This is a genomic window from Bradyrhizobium sp. CCGUVB14, assembly GCF_024199935.1.
GTDB lineage: Bacteria > Pseudomonadota > Alphaproteobacteria > Rhizobiales > Xanthobacteraceae > Bradyrhizobium.
The window spans coordinates 8069182-8085974 of record NZ_JANADS010000001.1 but is presented as its reverse complement, the minus strand read 5'-3'; the positions used below and the strand labels follow the sequence as shown (position 1 = coordinate 8085974).

Annotated in this window: 14 protein-coding genes; 5 read left to right on the top strand and 9 right to left on the bottom strand. The window is 63.5% G+C overall.

Annotated features, from left to right (window positions below; genetic code table 11):
* The first annotated feature begins 143 nt into the window (after positions 1-143).
* From NLM32_RS46450 to NLM32_RS37760, 3 genes are all read left to right on the top strand, one after another.
* Complete coding sequence (locus NLM32_RS46450) at positions 144-410, top strand: PilZ domain-containing protein (RefSeq protein ID WP_375143605.1); 267 nt, start codon at positions 144-146, stop codon at positions 408-410.
* A 366-nt stretch (positions 411-776) separates the two neighbouring features.
* Positions 777-1361 carry a hypothetical protein gene (locus NLM32_RS37765; RefSeq protein ID WP_254133760.1) on the top strand — a complete coding sequence of 195 codons (585 nt, stop codon included), beginning with the start codon at positions 777-779 and terminating at the stop codon, positions 1359-1361.
* A 212-nt stretch (positions 1362-1573) separates the two neighbouring features.
* Positions 1574-2356, top strand: a complete 783-nt coding sequence (locus NLM32_RS37760) for a response regulator transcription factor (protein ID WP_254133759.1) — start codon at positions 1574-1576, stop codon at positions 2354-2356.
* A gap of 60 nt (positions 2357-2416) precedes the next feature.
* Here NLM32_RS37760 and NLM32_RS37755 read toward each other — a convergent pair whose 3' ends face one another.
* From NLM32_RS37755 to NLM32_RS37740, 4 genes are all read right to left on the bottom strand, one after another.
* Positions 2417-3769 carry an HlyD family type I secretion periplasmic adaptor subunit gene (locus NLM32_RS37755; RefSeq protein ID WP_254133758.1) on the bottom strand — a complete coding sequence of 451 codons (1353 nt, stop codon included), beginning with the start codon at positions 3767-3769 and terminating at the stop codon, positions 2417-2419.
* Positions 3770-3885: 116 nt separating this feature from the next.
* Entirely contained in the window at positions 3886-5622 is a 1737-nt protein-coding gene (locus NLM32_RS37750; protein WP_254133757.1) for a type I secretion system permease/ATPase, read from the bottom strand.
* A gap of 141 nt (positions 5623-5763) precedes the next feature.
* A complete protein-coding gene (locus NLM32_RS37745) occupies positions 5764-6222 on the bottom strand; it encodes a hypothetical protein (RefSeq protein ID WP_254133756.1) in 459 nt (152 codons plus the stop codon).
* Between the two features lie 262 nt (positions 6223-6484).
* Complete coding sequence (locus NLM32_RS37740; protein ID WP_254133755.1) at positions 6485-7489, bottom strand: hypothetical protein; 1005 nt, start codon at positions 7487-7489, stop codon at positions 6485-6487.
* A 606-nt stretch (positions 7490-8095) separates the two neighbouring features.
* Here NLM32_RS37740 and NLM32_RS46445 point away from each other — a divergent pair.
* On the top strand, positions 8096-8446 hold the full coding sequence (locus tag NLM32_RS46445) for a hypothetical protein (protein WP_254133754.1): 351 nt from the start codon (positions 8096-8098) through the stop codon (positions 8444-8446).
* A gap of 11 nt (positions 8447-8457) precedes the next feature.
* Complete coding sequence (locus NLM32_RS37730; RefSeq protein ID WP_254133753.1) at positions 8458-8832, top strand: hypothetical protein; 375 nt, start codon at positions 8458-8460, stop codon at positions 8830-8832.
* A 40-nt stretch (positions 8833-8872) separates the two neighbouring features.
* On the opposite strand, the gene NLM32_RS37725 is transcribed toward NLM32_RS37730, so the two are convergent.
* The 5 genes from NLM32_RS37725 to NLM32_RS37705 all read right to left on the bottom strand — a co-directional run bounded on the left by NLM32_RS37725 (position 8873) and on the right by NLM32_RS37705 (position 16470).
* A complete protein-coding gene (locus NLM32_RS37725) occupies positions 8873-9829 on the bottom strand; it encodes an alpha/beta fold hydrolase (protein ID WP_254133752.1) in 957 nt (318 codons plus the stop codon).
* A 253-nt stretch (positions 9830-10082) separates the two neighbouring features.
* Complete coding sequence (locus tag NLM32_RS37720) at positions 10083-10502, bottom strand: CBS domain-containing protein (RefSeq protein WP_254133751.1); 420 nt, start codon at positions 10500-10502, stop codon at positions 10083-10085.
* A gap of 112 nt (positions 10503-10614) precedes the next feature.
* Positions 10615-11085: an aminoacyl-tRNA deacylase gene (locus NLM32_RS37715; RefSeq protein WP_254133750.1), complete on the bottom strand. Its 471-nt coding sequence runs from the start codon at positions 11083-11085 to the stop codon at positions 10615-10617.
* Between the two features lie 190 nt (positions 11086-11275).
* A complete protein-coding gene (locus tag NLM32_RS37710; RefSeq protein WP_254133749.1) occupies positions 11276-11596 on the bottom strand; it encodes a hypothetical protein in 321 nt (106 codons plus the stop codon).
* A gap of 50 nt (positions 11597-11646) precedes the next feature.
* Complete coding sequence (locus NLM32_RS37705) at positions 11647-16470, bottom strand: NAD-glutamate dehydrogenase (protein WP_254133748.1); 4824 nt, start codon at positions 16468-16470, stop codon at positions 11647-11649.
* Between the last annotated feature and the right edge of the window lie 323 nt (positions 16471-16793).

Below are 16793 nucleotides of genomic sequence, written 5' to 3'. Positions count from 1 at the left end.
TCATTGCGCTCCCTGAACGTGAAGCCGATGCTCGATGCAGTCGCGAAGTCGTCTTTGTTTCGCGTAACGATGCTTCGCGGCGAGGGGCGGCCGTTTTCTCGGGCGGCGACCCCGCCTTGCTACGAACCTTGAGGTGACCGAAAGTGTCTCTCGAATGGACGGGTATTGAACGGCGACGCGTCGCACGCAAGAGTCTCGAACAGATTGTTATGCTTTCTTTTCCAGACGAAGTGACGATCACGCCCTGCGAGATGTTGAACCTCTCCGTCCTCGGCGCCTGTGTGAGGACGAAAAATACCCCGATCCTATCGACCGACTTCCGATTGTCATTTGACGGCTTTCGAACATCGTTCGATTGTCGCTTGGTGTGGCGACAGGACGACCGCGCGGGCATCTCATTCGTGTCTTAAGGTCGCGTATCGATCGGCGCGATCCCCGTCCAGAGGGCGCCGATGCCGTCACAGTCGGTGATCTTGATTGCCCGGCGTCGACCGCGCGCCGCTGATTCAGCGGGGCCGCCGGTGAGACTGTAAGCGCGTTGCGGCAGGCCGTTTCTGGTGCGAAGCCGGTGCGGCGCTCCCAATTGGCCGATCGGCCGTGATTGCTTTCACGGTTGGCCCTCTGCGTCATCTCGCCATGGGTCTGGAGCCCGAATCCGCCGATCCCGACCGCGCGCGCTTAATGGGCGTTTAACGCTTTTGCGCAACAGATAGATCACCAGCGCGGAATTAGTCCTAGTTACAAGTGTGAGCCGAGCTCCCGAGGAGGGGAATCGGATGGGACTGCTTTTTGTCGGAGTGCTGGCAGGAGTCCTGATCGGCTTTGGCTGGTTTGCGCCCTCCCGAGGGTATTTCCTCGGCTGCGCGTCACGCCCCTGTTTCGACAGGGTTGCAGTCGCCCAACCCGCGCAACCAATGCCGACGGCATTGGCGTCGAATCCTGCGATCGTCAAACCGAATTCCGAAGCCCTGGGAAGGTCCGGCAAGACATCATCTCTGAAGAAACGCGGATCGGCCGATCTGGCCAAAGCGGCGTCCCCGCGGACGAGGATCAACGTCACGGCATCCAAACGGCCTGCGGAAGCATCAGATCCCGTCCTGGACAAGGCGAAGGTCGCCATTGCGACGAAGATGGAGGATCCAGGATCGGCCGAATTCACCGATATGAAGCACACCATGCGAAAGAACACGCTTGGACGCCCCGTGGATACGATTTGCGGGCGCGTGAAGGGAAGAACCGCGTCAGGCGGTGAGACCGGAGAGAGACCGTTTCTTTATCTCGTGAAGGAGGACGAAGCATATGTCGTCGACGGCAAGTCGGGGTCGGCGGCGTCAACGGCGTATCGAAATATCTGCAATTAGAGGACGCGTCGACTGCGTCATCGCGCAGTACGCACCCAAGTAATTTGAGCGGAAAGAATTTCCACCCAGGCGCCAGGTGATCCCACAGTGGATGCGGCACCAACGGCGGCACTGTGCCGCTCCCGTGATGATGCATTCAGGACGAATGCAGCGGCAGGGGACGCAATACGGAATGGGAATATCGCGGAAATTCTTTTCATCTCGAGGAAATCATGCACGACATAACCAATACCGCGAAGCGGCTGAATGACTCGCTCCACTTGCCTGTTCTGGTGATCATCGAGCCGCTCCTGTTGCCTCGCACATGCATTCTGAACGTCCTCAGGCGGGAACTGGACGAACTCGATATCCTCGACATGGCTTCGGTCCAGGGCCTTGATTGCACGTCGGCCCGCGATGTTCGTCTGGTGGTGCTGAGTATTGCGGACAAGCCCATCGACGATCCCTCGGTTGAGGACGATCTCGCCGTCGTCGTGGAGTGGTGTCCCGGCGCAGCAATTGCAGTCCTGTCGAACCATGATGACGAGCCGACAGTGCAGGCTGCGATGCAGCGGGGCGTGCGCGGCTTTCTTTCCACCTCGTTGCCGATCGAGATCGTCATAGCTGGACTGCGCCTTGTTCTCGTCGGCGGCGTCTACAGGCCGTTGCCCATGGCCGGGATGAACAGGATATCGGCTTTCGAGACCTCGGATGCGCGCGGGCTTGCGCCCGCATTCCTGATGAACGAGGGAGCCGGAGTGGCCATTGACAGAAGCCTGATCGGTCTCACGCCTCGTGAGCAACAGGTTCTGGCGGAAATGGAGCTCGGCCTGCCCAACAAGCTGATCGCCGCCAAATTGAACCTCTCGGAAAGCACAGTCAAAATGCACATCCAGCATATCATGAGGAAATGTGATGCGCACAATCGCACGGAAGCCGTCCTCCGCTGGCGCGGCCGGTTGCCCGCGCGGGGGCGCGATCACGACCCCGGCGCAGCTCCAATGCAGGAGACCTAGCGAGGAGACCTGGGGCCTGCCCCGGAACGCGATGACGATTCATCCCACGCGCATCGCGCTTTAGTCCTCTCTGAATGCACCACGGAAGCTGTCGAGCAGGGGCCTGAGCGCGTAGAGGGCCACGGTACCGCGCCCTGTCGTGATGTACACTTGAACCGGCATGCCGGGGACGATCTGGATGTCGTTTGCGGCGATCTGCGCGTCGTCGATCCGGATCCTGGTCGCGTAGTATGGCTGGTCGGTACGCTTGTCGAGGAGCCGATCTGCGGATACCTGCACGACGTTTCCCTTCAGGCGAGGCACGCGACGCTGATTGTACGGGACGAGGTGAACCTCGGCATTGAGGCCGGGATGGACCACATCGATGTCCTCGGGCCTTAGGCGCGCAGTTACGATGAGGCGGTCTTGCCGCGGCACCAGGTCCATGAGCGGAGCACCCGCTCCGATGACGCCGCCGGCCGTATGAATCCGCAGATCGGTAATCACGCCGTCCTCGGGCGCCTTGACCTCTGTTCGCGATAGCTGATCCCTGGCCGCAAGCAACCGCTCGCGGAGCTGGAATATCTGGTTCTGTGCTTCACGAAGCGACTGTGCGATCTCGTTCTGCCTCTCGCTCTCGAGCTTGAACAATGTGGCCTGCTGTTCGCTGATGACCTGGCCGGCGCGGGAAATCTGCGCGGCGATCTCGCCGCGGCGGCCCTCAACGTCGGCCAGCTCCCGCTGCAGGTTCAGAAGCCGCGGCCGCCGTTCGAGCCCCTTGTTGACGAGGCTCGCGACCATATCCAGTTCCTCCCGGACGATGTCGACCCGCTGCCCGGTGGCGCTCTCCTGAGCCTTGAGGCCTTCGATCTCCTTCTCGACCTGACGCCTTCGTTCGCGAACGACCGCAAGCTGCGACTCGTGAACCTGCAGGCGTGTCTGAAAGATGAATTGCTGCGCCGACACCGCAGCGGCGGCCATTCCGTTCTGCTTGCTGTCCTGTTCCAGCGCGTCCGGAATTGCGATCCGCTCAGATCTCTGTTGCTCGGCCTGAAGCCGTGCGGCACGTGCAGCTGCATCCCACAACTGGCCTTGAAGGCTTTGCGCCTCCGAGGCGGCCCGGGTGTCGTCCAGCGCGATCAGCGTTTGTCCGCTTCGCACGATATCGCCATCCGAAACCAGGATCTTCCTGACGATACCGCCCTCCAGATGCTGAATCGTCTTGCGGCTCGATTCCGATTCCACGACGCCGGACGCGATCGCGGCGCTCTCGAGGGGCGCGAGGCTCGCCCATGTACCGAGCCCCAGCATGAAGCAGAGTACCAGCAGATTGCCCGCCAGGGTGATACCGCGAAGCCTTCCACGCGGAGAGGTCGGCGTTGGCGTCGAGCACCATGGAAACTCCAGAGGCTCGAAATCGTCGATCGCGGTCACCACGACGCCAGATCGTCGGGCGGGCGGGGGGCTCGCCGGCGCTCGCACGAGCTGGTCCCAAATCATGGGAAGTCTCGAGACGACGGGAAGCAACCGGATGGTGAGAGCGTTCCGGATCATGGCGCAATCTGCGAGGTAACCTGGGGGCGGCTCAGGTGCCGTTCAAAGATCTCCTCGCTGTCGCCGAACGCGGCGACCGCCCCGTCTTCCATGATGGCAATCTTGTCCGTGGCGGCGAGGAGACCCATCCTGTGCGTGACGACGACGAGGATGACGCCTGCGAGCTTCATGCGCTCGATGGCATCCAGGAGCATTCGCTCGCCCCCGTAGTCGAGGCTGGCGTTAGGTTCGTCGAGAACGACGAGGCGTGGACTGCCGAAGAAAGCGCGGGCAAGACCAAGGCGCTGCCGATACCCGCGTGAGAGGGCTGTTTCACTGTGAATCACCGTGTCGTAGCCCAGCGGCAGGCGCATGATCGCCCCATGGATTCCGACGAGCTTGGCCGCTTCGACGACCTTCCGCCGGTCGGCATCTTCAAGGCGTGCGATGATGTCGTTGATGGTGTCGCCGAGCAGGTTGATGTCCTGGGGGAGATATCCGAGGCGGTCGCCGCTTTGGCCCTCGCGAAGCAGCGAGACGACGGTATCGTCGAGGAGGACACGGCCATATGTTGGCATCGACAGCCCGGCGATCACCTGGCCGAGCAAGGATTTGCCTGACCCGGACGGACCGATAATGCCGAGGCATTCTCCGGGCATGAGGCTGAACGAGACGCCGTTCAGCAGAAGATGGTCCGTGCCCGCCAGCCTCACGCTGACATTGTCGACGACGAGGCCGCTTTGCGCCTGCGGCGGAGAAACCTCCGCGCTCTGCTGCCTGGCGGCGGGGAATGCGGCGAGAAGTGCGCCGAGTCGCTGACAGGCGCTCATGGCCGCCACGAGTGATTTCCAGCCTGCGACGGCACTTTCGACCGGGGCGAGCGCCCGGCTGAACATCAGTGTCGAAGCAAAGATGATTGCCGGACTCTTTCCGTGATCGAGGACGAGCCACGCGGCAGCCCCCATGATCAAAACCTGCGACAGCGCGCGGACCGGCTTGGTGGCCAGCATGACCATCTCGCCGAGCCGGAGTGCCACATCGTGCTCTCTGCGCGCGTGCTGCGCGTCACGGTGGATCATGCGTGCGGCGCTATCGAACATTCCCATGGCGCGGATCATGTGGATGTTGCCCGCGGCAGTCTGGAGGCGGCCGCAGCTTCGGGACAGCGCGGCGCCGGATCTGAGCAGAACATCTTCCGTGACCAGCTCTCCGGTGATCGTGAGCGCGAACAGGAGGGCGACGCAGCAGGCGCCCACCAGGCCAAGCAGGGGATGGATCAGAAAGAGGACGAGGAGGAACAAAGGCGCCCAGAGCGCGTCGAACAGCAACGTACATGCGCCGGACTCGACGAACTGGCGCAGCACGGTGAGATCGCGATATGCGCCGGACGCTTGCGTCCAATCGCTGCGAAATGCCGATTCGAGGCCGGCCGAAAGCACGCAAGGACGAAGGCGATCGTCGAGCCATGCGCCAAGGCGTCCAAGCACGGCGCGCCGCAATGCATCGAACACGCCGCCGACGACCACCGTGATCGCGACGATGAGCGTGAGCAGGAGCAACGTGTCGCCGCTGCGACTCGACAACACCCGGTCATAGATCTGGAGAAGATAGATGGAGGGCGCGAACAGAAGCAGGTTGTAGCTGCAGCTATACGCGAATACGAGACCGAGCGGTCCCACGCAGGACCGGAGGGCTGCGTGCAGTGGCGTCCGGATCTGCGGCAGGATAGGCAACCGAATGGGCGGCATCAGCATGATCGTCACCGCCTGAAATCGAGGTCTGACGCACTTGACCGATGGCTAACGTCATCTGCCGGCGATATCGGCAGGGTATTGGCTTGAACGTCAGGACCGGTGACGGCGGCCACCGGTCCTGCCAGTCGGACGAGCCGGTGATCAGAACGTATCGAGATGGAAGTCCACCTCTCCGCCCAACGCGGCGTTGCCGTCTCCGCCATTGCCGCCGATGCCGGCCACGACGTCCTGGTGCTGGTCAACCGAGACCTTGTTGATCTGGCTCGCGTCCGTATTGGCGTAGACCTTGGAGGTGTCGTAACCGCTGTAGGATTTCTGGCTTCCGTTCGATTCGGCGTCGCCGCCATGGGCCTTCGAAAACACCGAAGCCTTCGCGTTGGCACCGCCGGCATCCCAATCTGCCGTCTGCTTGACGTTGTCGCCGGTGTTCACATGCACGTCGGCACCGACCGCCTTGTTGGTCGGATCAAAGTTGAGGGTCGGCTTGCTGATGATGGCTCCCTTGAAGGTGCCGTCGCCGCCATTTCCGACACTTTGACCGCCGGTGCTGATCGATTTGAATTCGATCGAGTCCGAGATGTGGATCGCTTTGGGCATCATGTGTGCCTCCCTCGCTCTGTTGGCTTTCGCGCATCATCCGTCCCGATCAGGCGGACGCGCGCGGCAAGTCTGATCCGGCCACGCGCGACGGCGATAGATGTCAAATCGGACACCATCCGGCTTGGTCGACCTACGTACGAAAGTATGACATTCGTCGCGCAACACCGGAGCTCGATACGTCGGGGGGGGCGCACGACGAGCTTGCATGCGCGGAGCGTCGACGCGGTCCGCGATCGGGCTTGTGCGAGCGGCACACATGTCGCTATCCCAGCAGGTGAAGATCCGACAGAAGATGGGCGGAAAGATCGCCACCCAGCGCGAGATTGCCGTGGCCGCCGTCGCCGCCAAGTCCGGCGATCTGCACCGCACTCTGGTCGATATGCACGTTGTTGACCTGATCGGCTACGGCCGTCGAATGCGAACCTGCGATTGCGATATTGATGGGTGCATAGATCGCGACGCTGACGTCGATCAGGCTGCCGGCAAAATAGCCGTTGCCGCCATTGCCTGCGCCATTCGAACCGGTCGCGATCGCGTCGGAGCCGCCCCACAGGCCGTGGGAGAGAAGGCTTGCATGGCCGCCCGCGGCGGCATTGCCGTTGCCGCCGTACCCGCCGATGCCGGCGATCTGAACCGTGGATTGATCCACGTAGGCGTCATTTGTCTGGACCGAATGAGCGTTCGAGCCGTAGCCCGCGACTGCGATGTTGATCGGGTCGTACAGTACGAAGGACGTATGGACGAGCCCGCCGTAGAAGGCGCCGTCGCCGCCATTGCCGACCTGGCTCCCGCCCGTTTGAACGTCCGAGACGCCGCCTGCGTTGCTTGATCCCCAACTTGGGTCGAGCGTGACGACACTGCCGCCGGCGCTGACATTGGCATTTCCGCCGTTTCCGCCGACGCCCGCGATCTGGGTGGCCGATTGATCGATCTCGACCGTGTTGGATTGACTTGCGTGCGCAGTGCCGCCCGAGCCCGCCACCGCAATATTGATCGGATGATAGATCACCACGGGAGCGTCCACGATCGCGCCCGAGAAATAGCCGCTGCCGCCGTTTCCGGCGCTGTTGTCACCACTCGCGATCATGCCGGCGTCCAAGGACGTGCTGACGCTCGCTCCCGAAGCGATGTTGTCATTGCCGCCATGGCCGCCGACGCCGGCCATCTGAAAAGCGGATTGATCGACATTCAAATTGTTGGACTGGCTGGCCAGGGCGACCGAGCCGTATCCCAGGCTCACCGAGATGTTGACCGGTTCATAGATCAACAGGGACGCGTGAATGATACCTCCGTAGAAGTGGCCATCCCCGCCGTTCCCGGCCAAGTTTGCCCCACTCTCGACCGAAGCAATGGCCATCCCGGGATCGGATGCGCCGGCAGCAGGCTTCGTGGAGGAAACATCCGGGCCCGCCGCAGCGTGGTTGCCGGGGTGGCCGATCGTGCCGATCGCCGATGCGAGATGTTCGGATTGAACCGGGTCGGAGTCATGATGCTGGCTATTCGCGCTCGCGGGGCGCGCTCCAGGATCTGTAAACGGGCCGGGACCGCGGATCAGCGCGTCAGCCACGAACGGGGCACTCGGCGCAGGGCCCGGTTCGTCCTCGCCATCATACCCATCGTTGTGATGAGAGGCGTGATGCAGCCGGATTCCATCCGACATCCGCGAAAGATCCATCGTAGCCTCCCTCATCGCGATCGCTCCGCGTGATCGGACGGGTTCTGCACTCCGGACAGAATGTCATCCTGGAAAGGTCGAATGCCCAGTCGTCAGTTCGGATATGGCGCTTCGTCTGGCAGACGTAACATCGGCTACATCCGTTCGGATGCGGTTACATCCTTTGCGGGCCGATGCTGGAGGTGCGACCTTGAAGGGATGACGAAAAAGGACCATTGCGCCGCCGGTGCGCGCCTCGCGGCCAAGGGCGCCGGCAAGCTCGATCAGGTGAAGATCCTCGGGACTGACGGCTTGCCCGGGCCAGCCGGCGGCATCCGCGCGGTTGCGGAAGGCGAGTGGGCAGCAACCTTCACCTATCGGACCGGAGGCGATCGATATGGCGAAGTCGATCCTGCTCGATTGTGCCGACAAGGTGCCGACCGTGGGCGCGGCCTGTCGTCGACCGTGCCCGCTGCGCGCCGCGGCAAGGACGAAACCTTTTGGTGGCCGGACGAAGCCAGCCGGAAACAAACCAGACCTAGCCTCCCCCGGGTTGCTAACCCGATTTGAGGGAGGATCCCATGAAAGCAGCGCTTTTGGCACTGTCGCTTCTTGGCCTGCCCGCGATGCCGGTTTCAGATCGCGTGCCCGTCTTCAACGTGGAAGCCATGTGCAGGGACGTTTCCGCCGACGACAAGGCGTCAGGGCTCGCCCTGGCGCAGGACGCCGGTGAGTGCACGCGTGACGAGACGCTTGCCCAGCAACAGCTGAGTTCGGCCTGGCTGACTGTTCCGGGTCCCGCGCGCGAAAGTTGCGAAGGCGAGGCTGCGGCAGCGGGAATACAAAGCTATGTCGACCTGCTCACCTGTCTGCAGATGGCCGGCTGGGCGAATTCGGATCGCCCACCGGCGACCCCGCTCAGGGGTGCGAGCAAGATGCGGAACGCCAAGAACTAGTTCAAGAACCAGTTCAGGAATTAGTTGCGCGCTCTCGCTCTTACGCGGTCGTACCGTTGATCGAGCGGCGGATCTCCCGCTGCACTTCCGCGCTCGATAGAAACAGATCGTGATTGATGATGCTCCAGCCTTCCTGGGAAGCATCGACCACGCGCACGCCGAGTTGCTGGATGACAGCCTTCTCGGCGGCGCCGACCCTGGTCATCCCGCCTGCGAGCTGTCCCGATAGAGCGAGAGCTCGATCGTTCGTCGCGGCGATCACGGTGATCTTGCCGGCAAGGGGACCGAGGCGGTGGATCGCCGACGTGAACACGTCCATGTCGATGTCGGGCGCGGCAAACACGACCGTGCCGATCTTGCTCGTGACAGTGTCGCCATATCTCGCATAGAGCTGACGCAGGCTCTCGAGCGTCAGCATGGTTCCCATGCTGTGCGCAACGATGTGCACGCGGCCGCCGCCTGAAGTCGTCACGAGGGAAGAGAGCACGCGTTCGAAATCGTCGCGAGACCACATCGCACTGTCGCGGTCGTAGGCATAGTCGAACAGCCCCGCCTTGGAGGGCCAGGAGAACACCATGGTCCGGCCGCGGAACTTGATCCCATCGGAGAGATGGGCGGCATCGAGCACGGCCGTCTCGAATGTCTGCTTGAAGCCGTGCACATAGATCAGCACGTCTCCTCCCCCGCCGCCCTGCGCAAGGAGATCGCCGATGTCGGCCTGCACCGGTTCGACCTGATCGAGGCGCCAATCGGCCAGCCCGACCGAGGCGAGAGAAAGTCGGCTCTCGTCCGGCGCCACCAGCTTTGCCCGCGCAACCGTCATTGTGGTGGCGCGCTCCGGCCCGAACCAGGGTTTCGCGCGACCACCCTTCACGGGCTTGCGCGTGGTGGTGATGAGCAATGTGGGGTCAGCGGAGAGTGACGACGCGTCGTAGCGCGCGCCGGTCGCGCCCAGGCCTGCGCATCCGCCGAGCGCGAGAGCGCTGCCTGCCGACACGAGCCCGCCCAGGAGCGCGCGGCGCGAAAGAGAATGATGAGAATTGCGTTGCAGAGGATGTCGGACGATCACACGGAACCTTTGGGAACTTTGCCCACCATACCGCCGCCCCGGCTAGCTCCCTGAATGACAATGGGGGCGAGAAGACGGCGAAGCAGCCTCGTCGCAGGTCGGGGGCAAGGCGTCCGCGTTCGCCGGCAGCGGGGCCCGCGAGCCATGCGACGAAGTTCCAACGCCAGGGTGGCGGTTGCCATCAATGATGGGCCGACACGCCCTTGACGCATTGGGTCAACAAATCAACGGAGGCGAATTGGCCGACGTCACCCAGGCTGATCATGCCGACCATCCGCTTGCTCTTGTTGATCACGGGTAGCCTGCGGATTTTCAGCGTCTCCATGTGATGCACGGCTTTCGCCAGATCGTCGTCTTCGCGGCAGCAATGGATTCCTTCGGTCATCACGTCCCGCGCCGTCATGCGCGCGGCGTTGAAGCTCTTGCTCGCGAGGCCTTTGCAGACGATGTCGCGATCGGTCACCATCCCGATCAGGTGGTCGTCATCGCCGATCGGAATGCAGCCGATGTCGTGCCCTTGCATCAACTTCGCGATCTCGGTGATCGGGGTGTCGGGGCTGACCCAATCGACGCCCTTGTGCATCACGTCCTTGACCTTCATGGAGGACCTCCGTTGCGAACGCAGCCCCCGTGACGCGACTATACTACGAACCGGGCGCGACCGCACGCGCGCCGCGACAAGGCGTCCGGAGATTATCCCGGCGCCATGCTGGTCAATCGCGCATGCTGAAGCGTCCATGCGGCGCATTGGCCGTCAGCCGTTCGAACTGCGCTTGCGTCAGCTGGAGCAGCGTCTCGTGGTCGCCGGCTTCGACATAGATCTTGGGCTGCGCCCGGATGCTGTCATCGACGATGAGATCGAGCCCGTAGCACCGGCCTATCGCCGGAACGGCGCCATGCGCGCAGTCCGCGAACAGCCGGTTGATCTCGGTTTCGTTCGCCATCGCGAGATCCGCGCCGAGCCTCTCCTTCAACTCCGGCAGGTTGAGATGGTGCGATGCCGGTACGATCGCGAGCATAAAGCCGCCGTCATGCCGCAGCACGACGGCCTTGGCGAAATGATCGCCCGAGACGTGGCAGGCCTGCGCCGTGCGCGCCGATGACATGGTGAAAACGTGCGGGATCTCGGCATACTGGATGTTCTCGGCAGCCAGGTATCGGTGGAGCGTGGGGGCTATGGTCATGGCATGGCCTTTCGGATGGATATGTGAACCATCCACCGTGAGGCTGCCTCCGCCGCACGATGGGCGGCCGCGTGATTGCCGGACGTCAGCATAGGCGTCGCCGTTGAATGCCGCAATCGGGTCGGTGGGCAAATCCGCCCGCGGCGCGCCATTCCGGCTTCGTTTGCGATGCCGCCGATTTTCCCGTGGCTTACGAAATCCCTGCCACAACGTTGGGCCGGTTCTTCTTGAGCCAGGCAACGGCCTCGGGGCCATCGACGACGCACGCGAAGGTTTCCCAGGTTGGGTCCTCCAGGGATTCCGATTGCAATCGCTTCGCCGCATACTCGACGAGGTCGTGCAGGCCTTCGTATCCTCGTCGGTGCTCGAGGGACTCTGCAATCGCCGTGCTGGTCCATCCTCGTTGGGCCAGATCGACAATGCTCGGCGCGTCGGCCTCGCTGAACCACGGTGTGGCATCGAACTCGATGCAGCGGACATTGTCGGCGGTGTGGCAAGTGGCGTGGATCATGGGAGTCCTCCGTTCGCCGGCTAGGTTTCACATCGCGGCCTCGCACGCCCTCAGGCTTTGACCAGGTCCCCCAGCAGGTTTGCCGCCACCGTCAGCTTGGCGAGAGTCAGGCCGCTGGCCGCAATTTGCTCGACCGAGCGGCGGGTGCGCGTCGCTTCGGGGTGAGCCGCGAGCCAGGTCTCGACCGCCTGCTGGCCGCATTGGCCAGTTGCCAGCATATCCGCGGCCAGTCTTCGTTCGGCGCCGGCGATCTGTTCAACGGCGCGATCGACGGCGATGCGTTCAAAATAATCATTGGCCGGCACGCCGCGCGCGGCGGCGATGATACGGTCGAGACGGAAATTCGCTTCGGCGGCGTAGAAGGTCGCCGCGGCATCGCCGATCGGGCGCGTGGTGCGCTCGGCGATCGTCACGATGTCGGGAGCCGCAATCAGCGCGTCGAGATCGGCGAGCTCGCCGGCGAGGCCGGCCGGGACGCCGGCATCGGCGAGTTCCTGGCGCCGCTTGCCGCGCGCGGCCTGCAGGTCCGGCGGCAGGGTGGTGTCGAGGGAGGCCGCGATCTCGCGGATACCCGGGCCAAAACGTCCGATCACCGCCTCGAGGCCGTCCTTGAAATCGACATTGCGCACGTACCAGACCATGCGGGAGATCAGGAGGTCCTGGACCGTCGCGTAGAGGCCGAGCTGCACCTGGCCGTCGATGCGGGTGTCGAGCGCGTCGATCGCGTCATTGAGCCGCCTGAGCTCGTAGATCGCGTCCACCGCCACCTGCGCCATGACGATGGTCGGGATATCGGCGTCGGTCTCGTCGGTCAGGCGCACGACACACGCCGGGCCGCCGCGGTTGATCACGGCATTGACGAGACTGGTTGCGATGATCTCGCGCCGGAGGCGATGGAGCTCGACCGCGGTCGGGAATTTATCGAGAACTTCGCGCGGAAAATACAGGGACAGTCTGCGGGCGAGATAAGGATCGTCCGGCACGCTGGTGGCGAGCAGGTCCTCGTAGAGCGTCAGTTTGGCGTACGCGAGCAGCACGGCAAGCTCGGGCCGCGTGAGGGCCTGGCCGCGCCGTGTCAACTCGGTGAGCGCTGCGTCGTCGGGCAGGAACTCCACGGCGCGGCTGAGCAGGGCGCGCTGCTCGAGCGACTGCATCAGGCGGGTGAGGAAGCCGGTCTCGGCCACGCCCTTGCGCTCGGCGAGCGAGAGCGCCAGCGTTTGCAGATAGTTGTTGCGCAGCACCAGCGTGCCGACCTCATCGGTCATCGCGGCAAGCAGGCTGTTGCGGTCGGCGAAGCTGAGGCGTCCCTCGCGTTCGGGGCGCGCCAGCGCGACCTTGATATTGACCTCGACGTCGGAGGTGTTGACGCCGGCCGAATTGTCGATGGCGTCGGTGTTGAGCTTGACGCCCTTCCGCGCCGCTTCGATGCGGCCGCGCTGGGTGACGCCGAGATTGGCGCCTTCGCCGATCACCCGGGCGCGGACATCGGTGCCGGTGATGCGGATCGGATCGTTTGCGCGGTCGCCGGCCTGATCGTCGCTCTCTGCCGATGCGCGGATATAGGTGCCGATGCCGCCGAACCACAGCAAGTCCGTGCGCGCTTTCAGGATCGCCGTCATCACCTCGAACGGCGTGGCTTGCGGCTTGTCGAGATCGAGCAGGGCACGCACTTCCGGCGCGAGCGGGATCGCCTTGAGCTGCCGCGAGAACACACCGCCGCCTTGGGAGATCAGCGACTTGGCATAGTCCTGCCAGCTCGATCGCGGCAGGTCGAACAGGCGCTTGCGCTCGGCGAAGCTGGTCGCCGGATCGGGCGAGGGATCGATGAAAATGTCGCGGTGATCGAAAGCCGCCACAAGCCTTGTCGTCGGCGAGAGCAGCATGCCATTGCCGAAGACGTCGCCAGACATGTCGCCGACGCCGGTCACGGTGAACGGCATGGTCTGAATGTCGGTGCCGAGCTCGCGGAAGTGGCGCTTGACCGCCTCCCAGGCGCCGCGCGCGGTGATCCCCATCTTCTTGTGGTCGTAGCCCTGGCTGCCGCCGGAGGCGAAGGCATCGCCGAGCCAATGGTGCTTCTCGGCCGAGATCGCGTTGGCGACGTCGGAGAAGGTGGCGGTGCCCTTGTCGGCGGCGACGACGAGGTACGGATCGTCGCCGTCATGCCGCACGGTGGCGTCGGGCGGCACGATGTCGTCGCCGTCGAGGTTGTCCGTGAGTTCGAGCAGCGAGCGAACGAAGATGCGATAGGCTTCGGTGCCTTCCGCGAGCCAGGCGTCGCGATTGGAAGGCGGCGGCAGGCGCTTGGGCACGAAGCCGCCTTTGGCTCCGACCGGCACGATCACGGCGTTCTTGACCTGCTGCGCCTTGACGAGGCCCAGGATCTCGGTGCGGAAATCCTGCGGCCGATCGGACCAGCGTAGGCCCCCGCGCGCAACCTTGCCGAAGCGCAGGTGAATACCTTCGACACGAGGTGAATAGACGAAGATCTCGTAGAGAGGTCGTGGAGCGGGCAGGTCGTCGACCCGGCGCGCGTCGAATTTGAAGGAGATAACCGGACGCGGATGTCCATCCTGGCCGACCTGCCACAAATTGGTGCGGATGGTTGCCTGCACCAGATTGATGAAGCGGCGCAGGATGCGGTCTTCGTCGAGCGAGGCGACGGATTTGAGCTGCTCCTCGATCTCGGCAAGGAGGTCCGTCTGGCGCGCCGAACGCTCGGCGTCGGTCAGGGTGAGGCGCGGATCGAGGCGGGCCTGGAACAACGCGACGAGGTTGGCGGTGATCGCGCCATTCCTGCGCAAGGTCTCCCACATATAGTCCTGGGTGAACGGCGCGCGGATCTGGTGCAAATAGCGGGACAGCGCCCGGAGGCTCGAGACTTCCCGCCAGCCCAGGGCTGTGCGCAGGATCAAGGCATTATATCCGTCGGATTCAGCGCGATCGGTGACCACCGCCATGATCGAGGCTTCCAGGCGATGGCTCAATTCCGGGCTGATCTCGATCGGCTTGCCGTCGCTGGTCTCGATCGTCATGTCGTGCAGCCAGACCGGCTCAGGCCTGTTACCGGGCACGATCTGGTAGGTGCGTTCGTTGACCACGCGCAGACCATGATTTTCGATCACCGGCACGCGGTAAGACAGCGACAGCGGTGCGGCGTCCGAAAACACCTTCAGGCCGAAGCGCTTCGGATCGTCGCCTTCGATGCGGTAAACCGAAATCGTCACCGGACGGGCCGGCGTGAGCTTTTCGACGGTCGCGATATCGGCAATGGCCTGTTGCGCGCCGAACACCTCGGTATAGCCGCCGCTAAAGGCACGGGCATATCGGTTGGTGAGCATGCGCGCCCGCATGCCATCGGTCGACGCGTTAAGCGCAGCTTTCAGCTTGTCGGCCCAGGTCGCGGCAATGGCGCTGATCCCGGCTTCGAGCACGGAGTGCTCGACGACGGGCGTTTTTCCTTCATAGCGCCCGATGATGAAATGAACGCGTGCAAGCGCGCCTTCAGGGAATGATACGTAGGAGGCGGACAGGGTCCCCTTGTAGGCCTGCGCAAGGAAGGCGCCGACGCGCGTGCGGACGTCGGTGTCGTATTTGTCGCGTGGAATGAAGGTCAGGATGGAGACGAAGCGATCGAACTTGTCGACCCGCGCCAGCGCGCGAACGCGCGGGCGCTCGTAGAGGATCAGGACCTCGATGACGAAATTGTAGAGCGTGTCGACATCGATCTGGAACAGCTCGTCGCGCGGATAATCTTCGAGAATATGCATCAGCGCCTTGCCGGAATGGCCGTTCGGATCGAAGCCGGCGCGCTGAAGCACCCGCGAAACCTTATGGCGGACATAGGGGATCTGCCGTACCGAGCGGGTGTAGGCGCCCGAGGTGAACAGGCCGACGACGCGCAGCTCGCCCTCGAGCCGGCCGTCGGGCGCATAGAGCTTGATGCCCACATAATCCATCCGGATGCGGCGATGGACGAGGCTGCTGACATTGGCCTTGATGACGATCAGCAGCGTCGGCTCGTGCATGAACTCGCGGATTTCCGATGTCATCACCACCATTTCGCTGCCGCGGCGCAGCACCTTCACGTCGGGGTCGCGCAGGATGCCGAGGCCTTTGCCGGTCGTGATGTCGTCGGACGCATCGCTGTCGGGCGAGAAGCGATATTCGCGCACGCCGAGGAAGGTGAAATTGTCCGCGCAGAGCCATTGCAGGAACTGATTGGCTTCGGCGACCTCCTCGATCGGCAGCGGCGGCGGATTGGCCGCGAACGTCTTGATCGCTTCCTCGACGCGGTCACGCATGGCGCGCCAATCGGTGACGCAGGCGCGGACATTGTTCAACGTCCTGGTCAGACCGGCGACCAGCTTCTGGCGGTCGGCATCGACGTCCAGGCGGGTGATGTGGAGATGAATCAGGCTTTCGCGCGCGCCCGTGGCCCCCTCCGGTAGCGCTTCGCCGTAGAACCGCAGCAGGTTACCTTGATCATCGCGCTCCACGGCGATGATCGGGTGAGCGACGAGGGTGACTTCGATGCCCTGCTCGGCGAGCTCCGCCATGGTGGAATCGAACAGGAAGGGCATGTTTTCGTTGAGAATCTCGAGCACGGAAATCTCGCGCCCGTTCGGCAACGTCGGATTGACGACGCGGATATCAGCGCTGCCGGCCGTGCGCCGCTGCACGTGCTCCCAGGCTTGCTCCGCGAGGAGGGCAAGCGAAGCGGCGTCGTAGTTGGCGAGATCCTCGATATTGCTGTAGCCGAATAACGGCTCGGCAAAGGCCCGGGGGCTCTTGCCCGGCGGTACGCTGCCCGCTGCATCGCGGATCAGGGTTGCCCGGGCCTTGTCGTCACGCCACGCCATAATGTCCTCCATTTGCCGCGCCGTCCGATCGCAGTCGCGATCCTCAGCCTAGTTCTGGAGTGCATCTCGTCGAGCGCCGCGATCGAGTGGATACGCAAAATCCTCAGTCTCGTGCGTCGGCGGCTTCCGACGACAATACTACGATCCCGGAGTGAAAGGCGCACGCTGTCGTGAGGCGTGCCGAAATTCTCTACGGCAGCGGGCGGGCCCAATCGGTGCCGACGGCCGAATCATTGGAGCGAAGAAAATCACGAGCAATTTCAAATATGTATGAGTTCGTGGCTTTATTCTGAATGGCGCGCCAAGTCGAGACCGCCCCACATTGGGCGACCGTC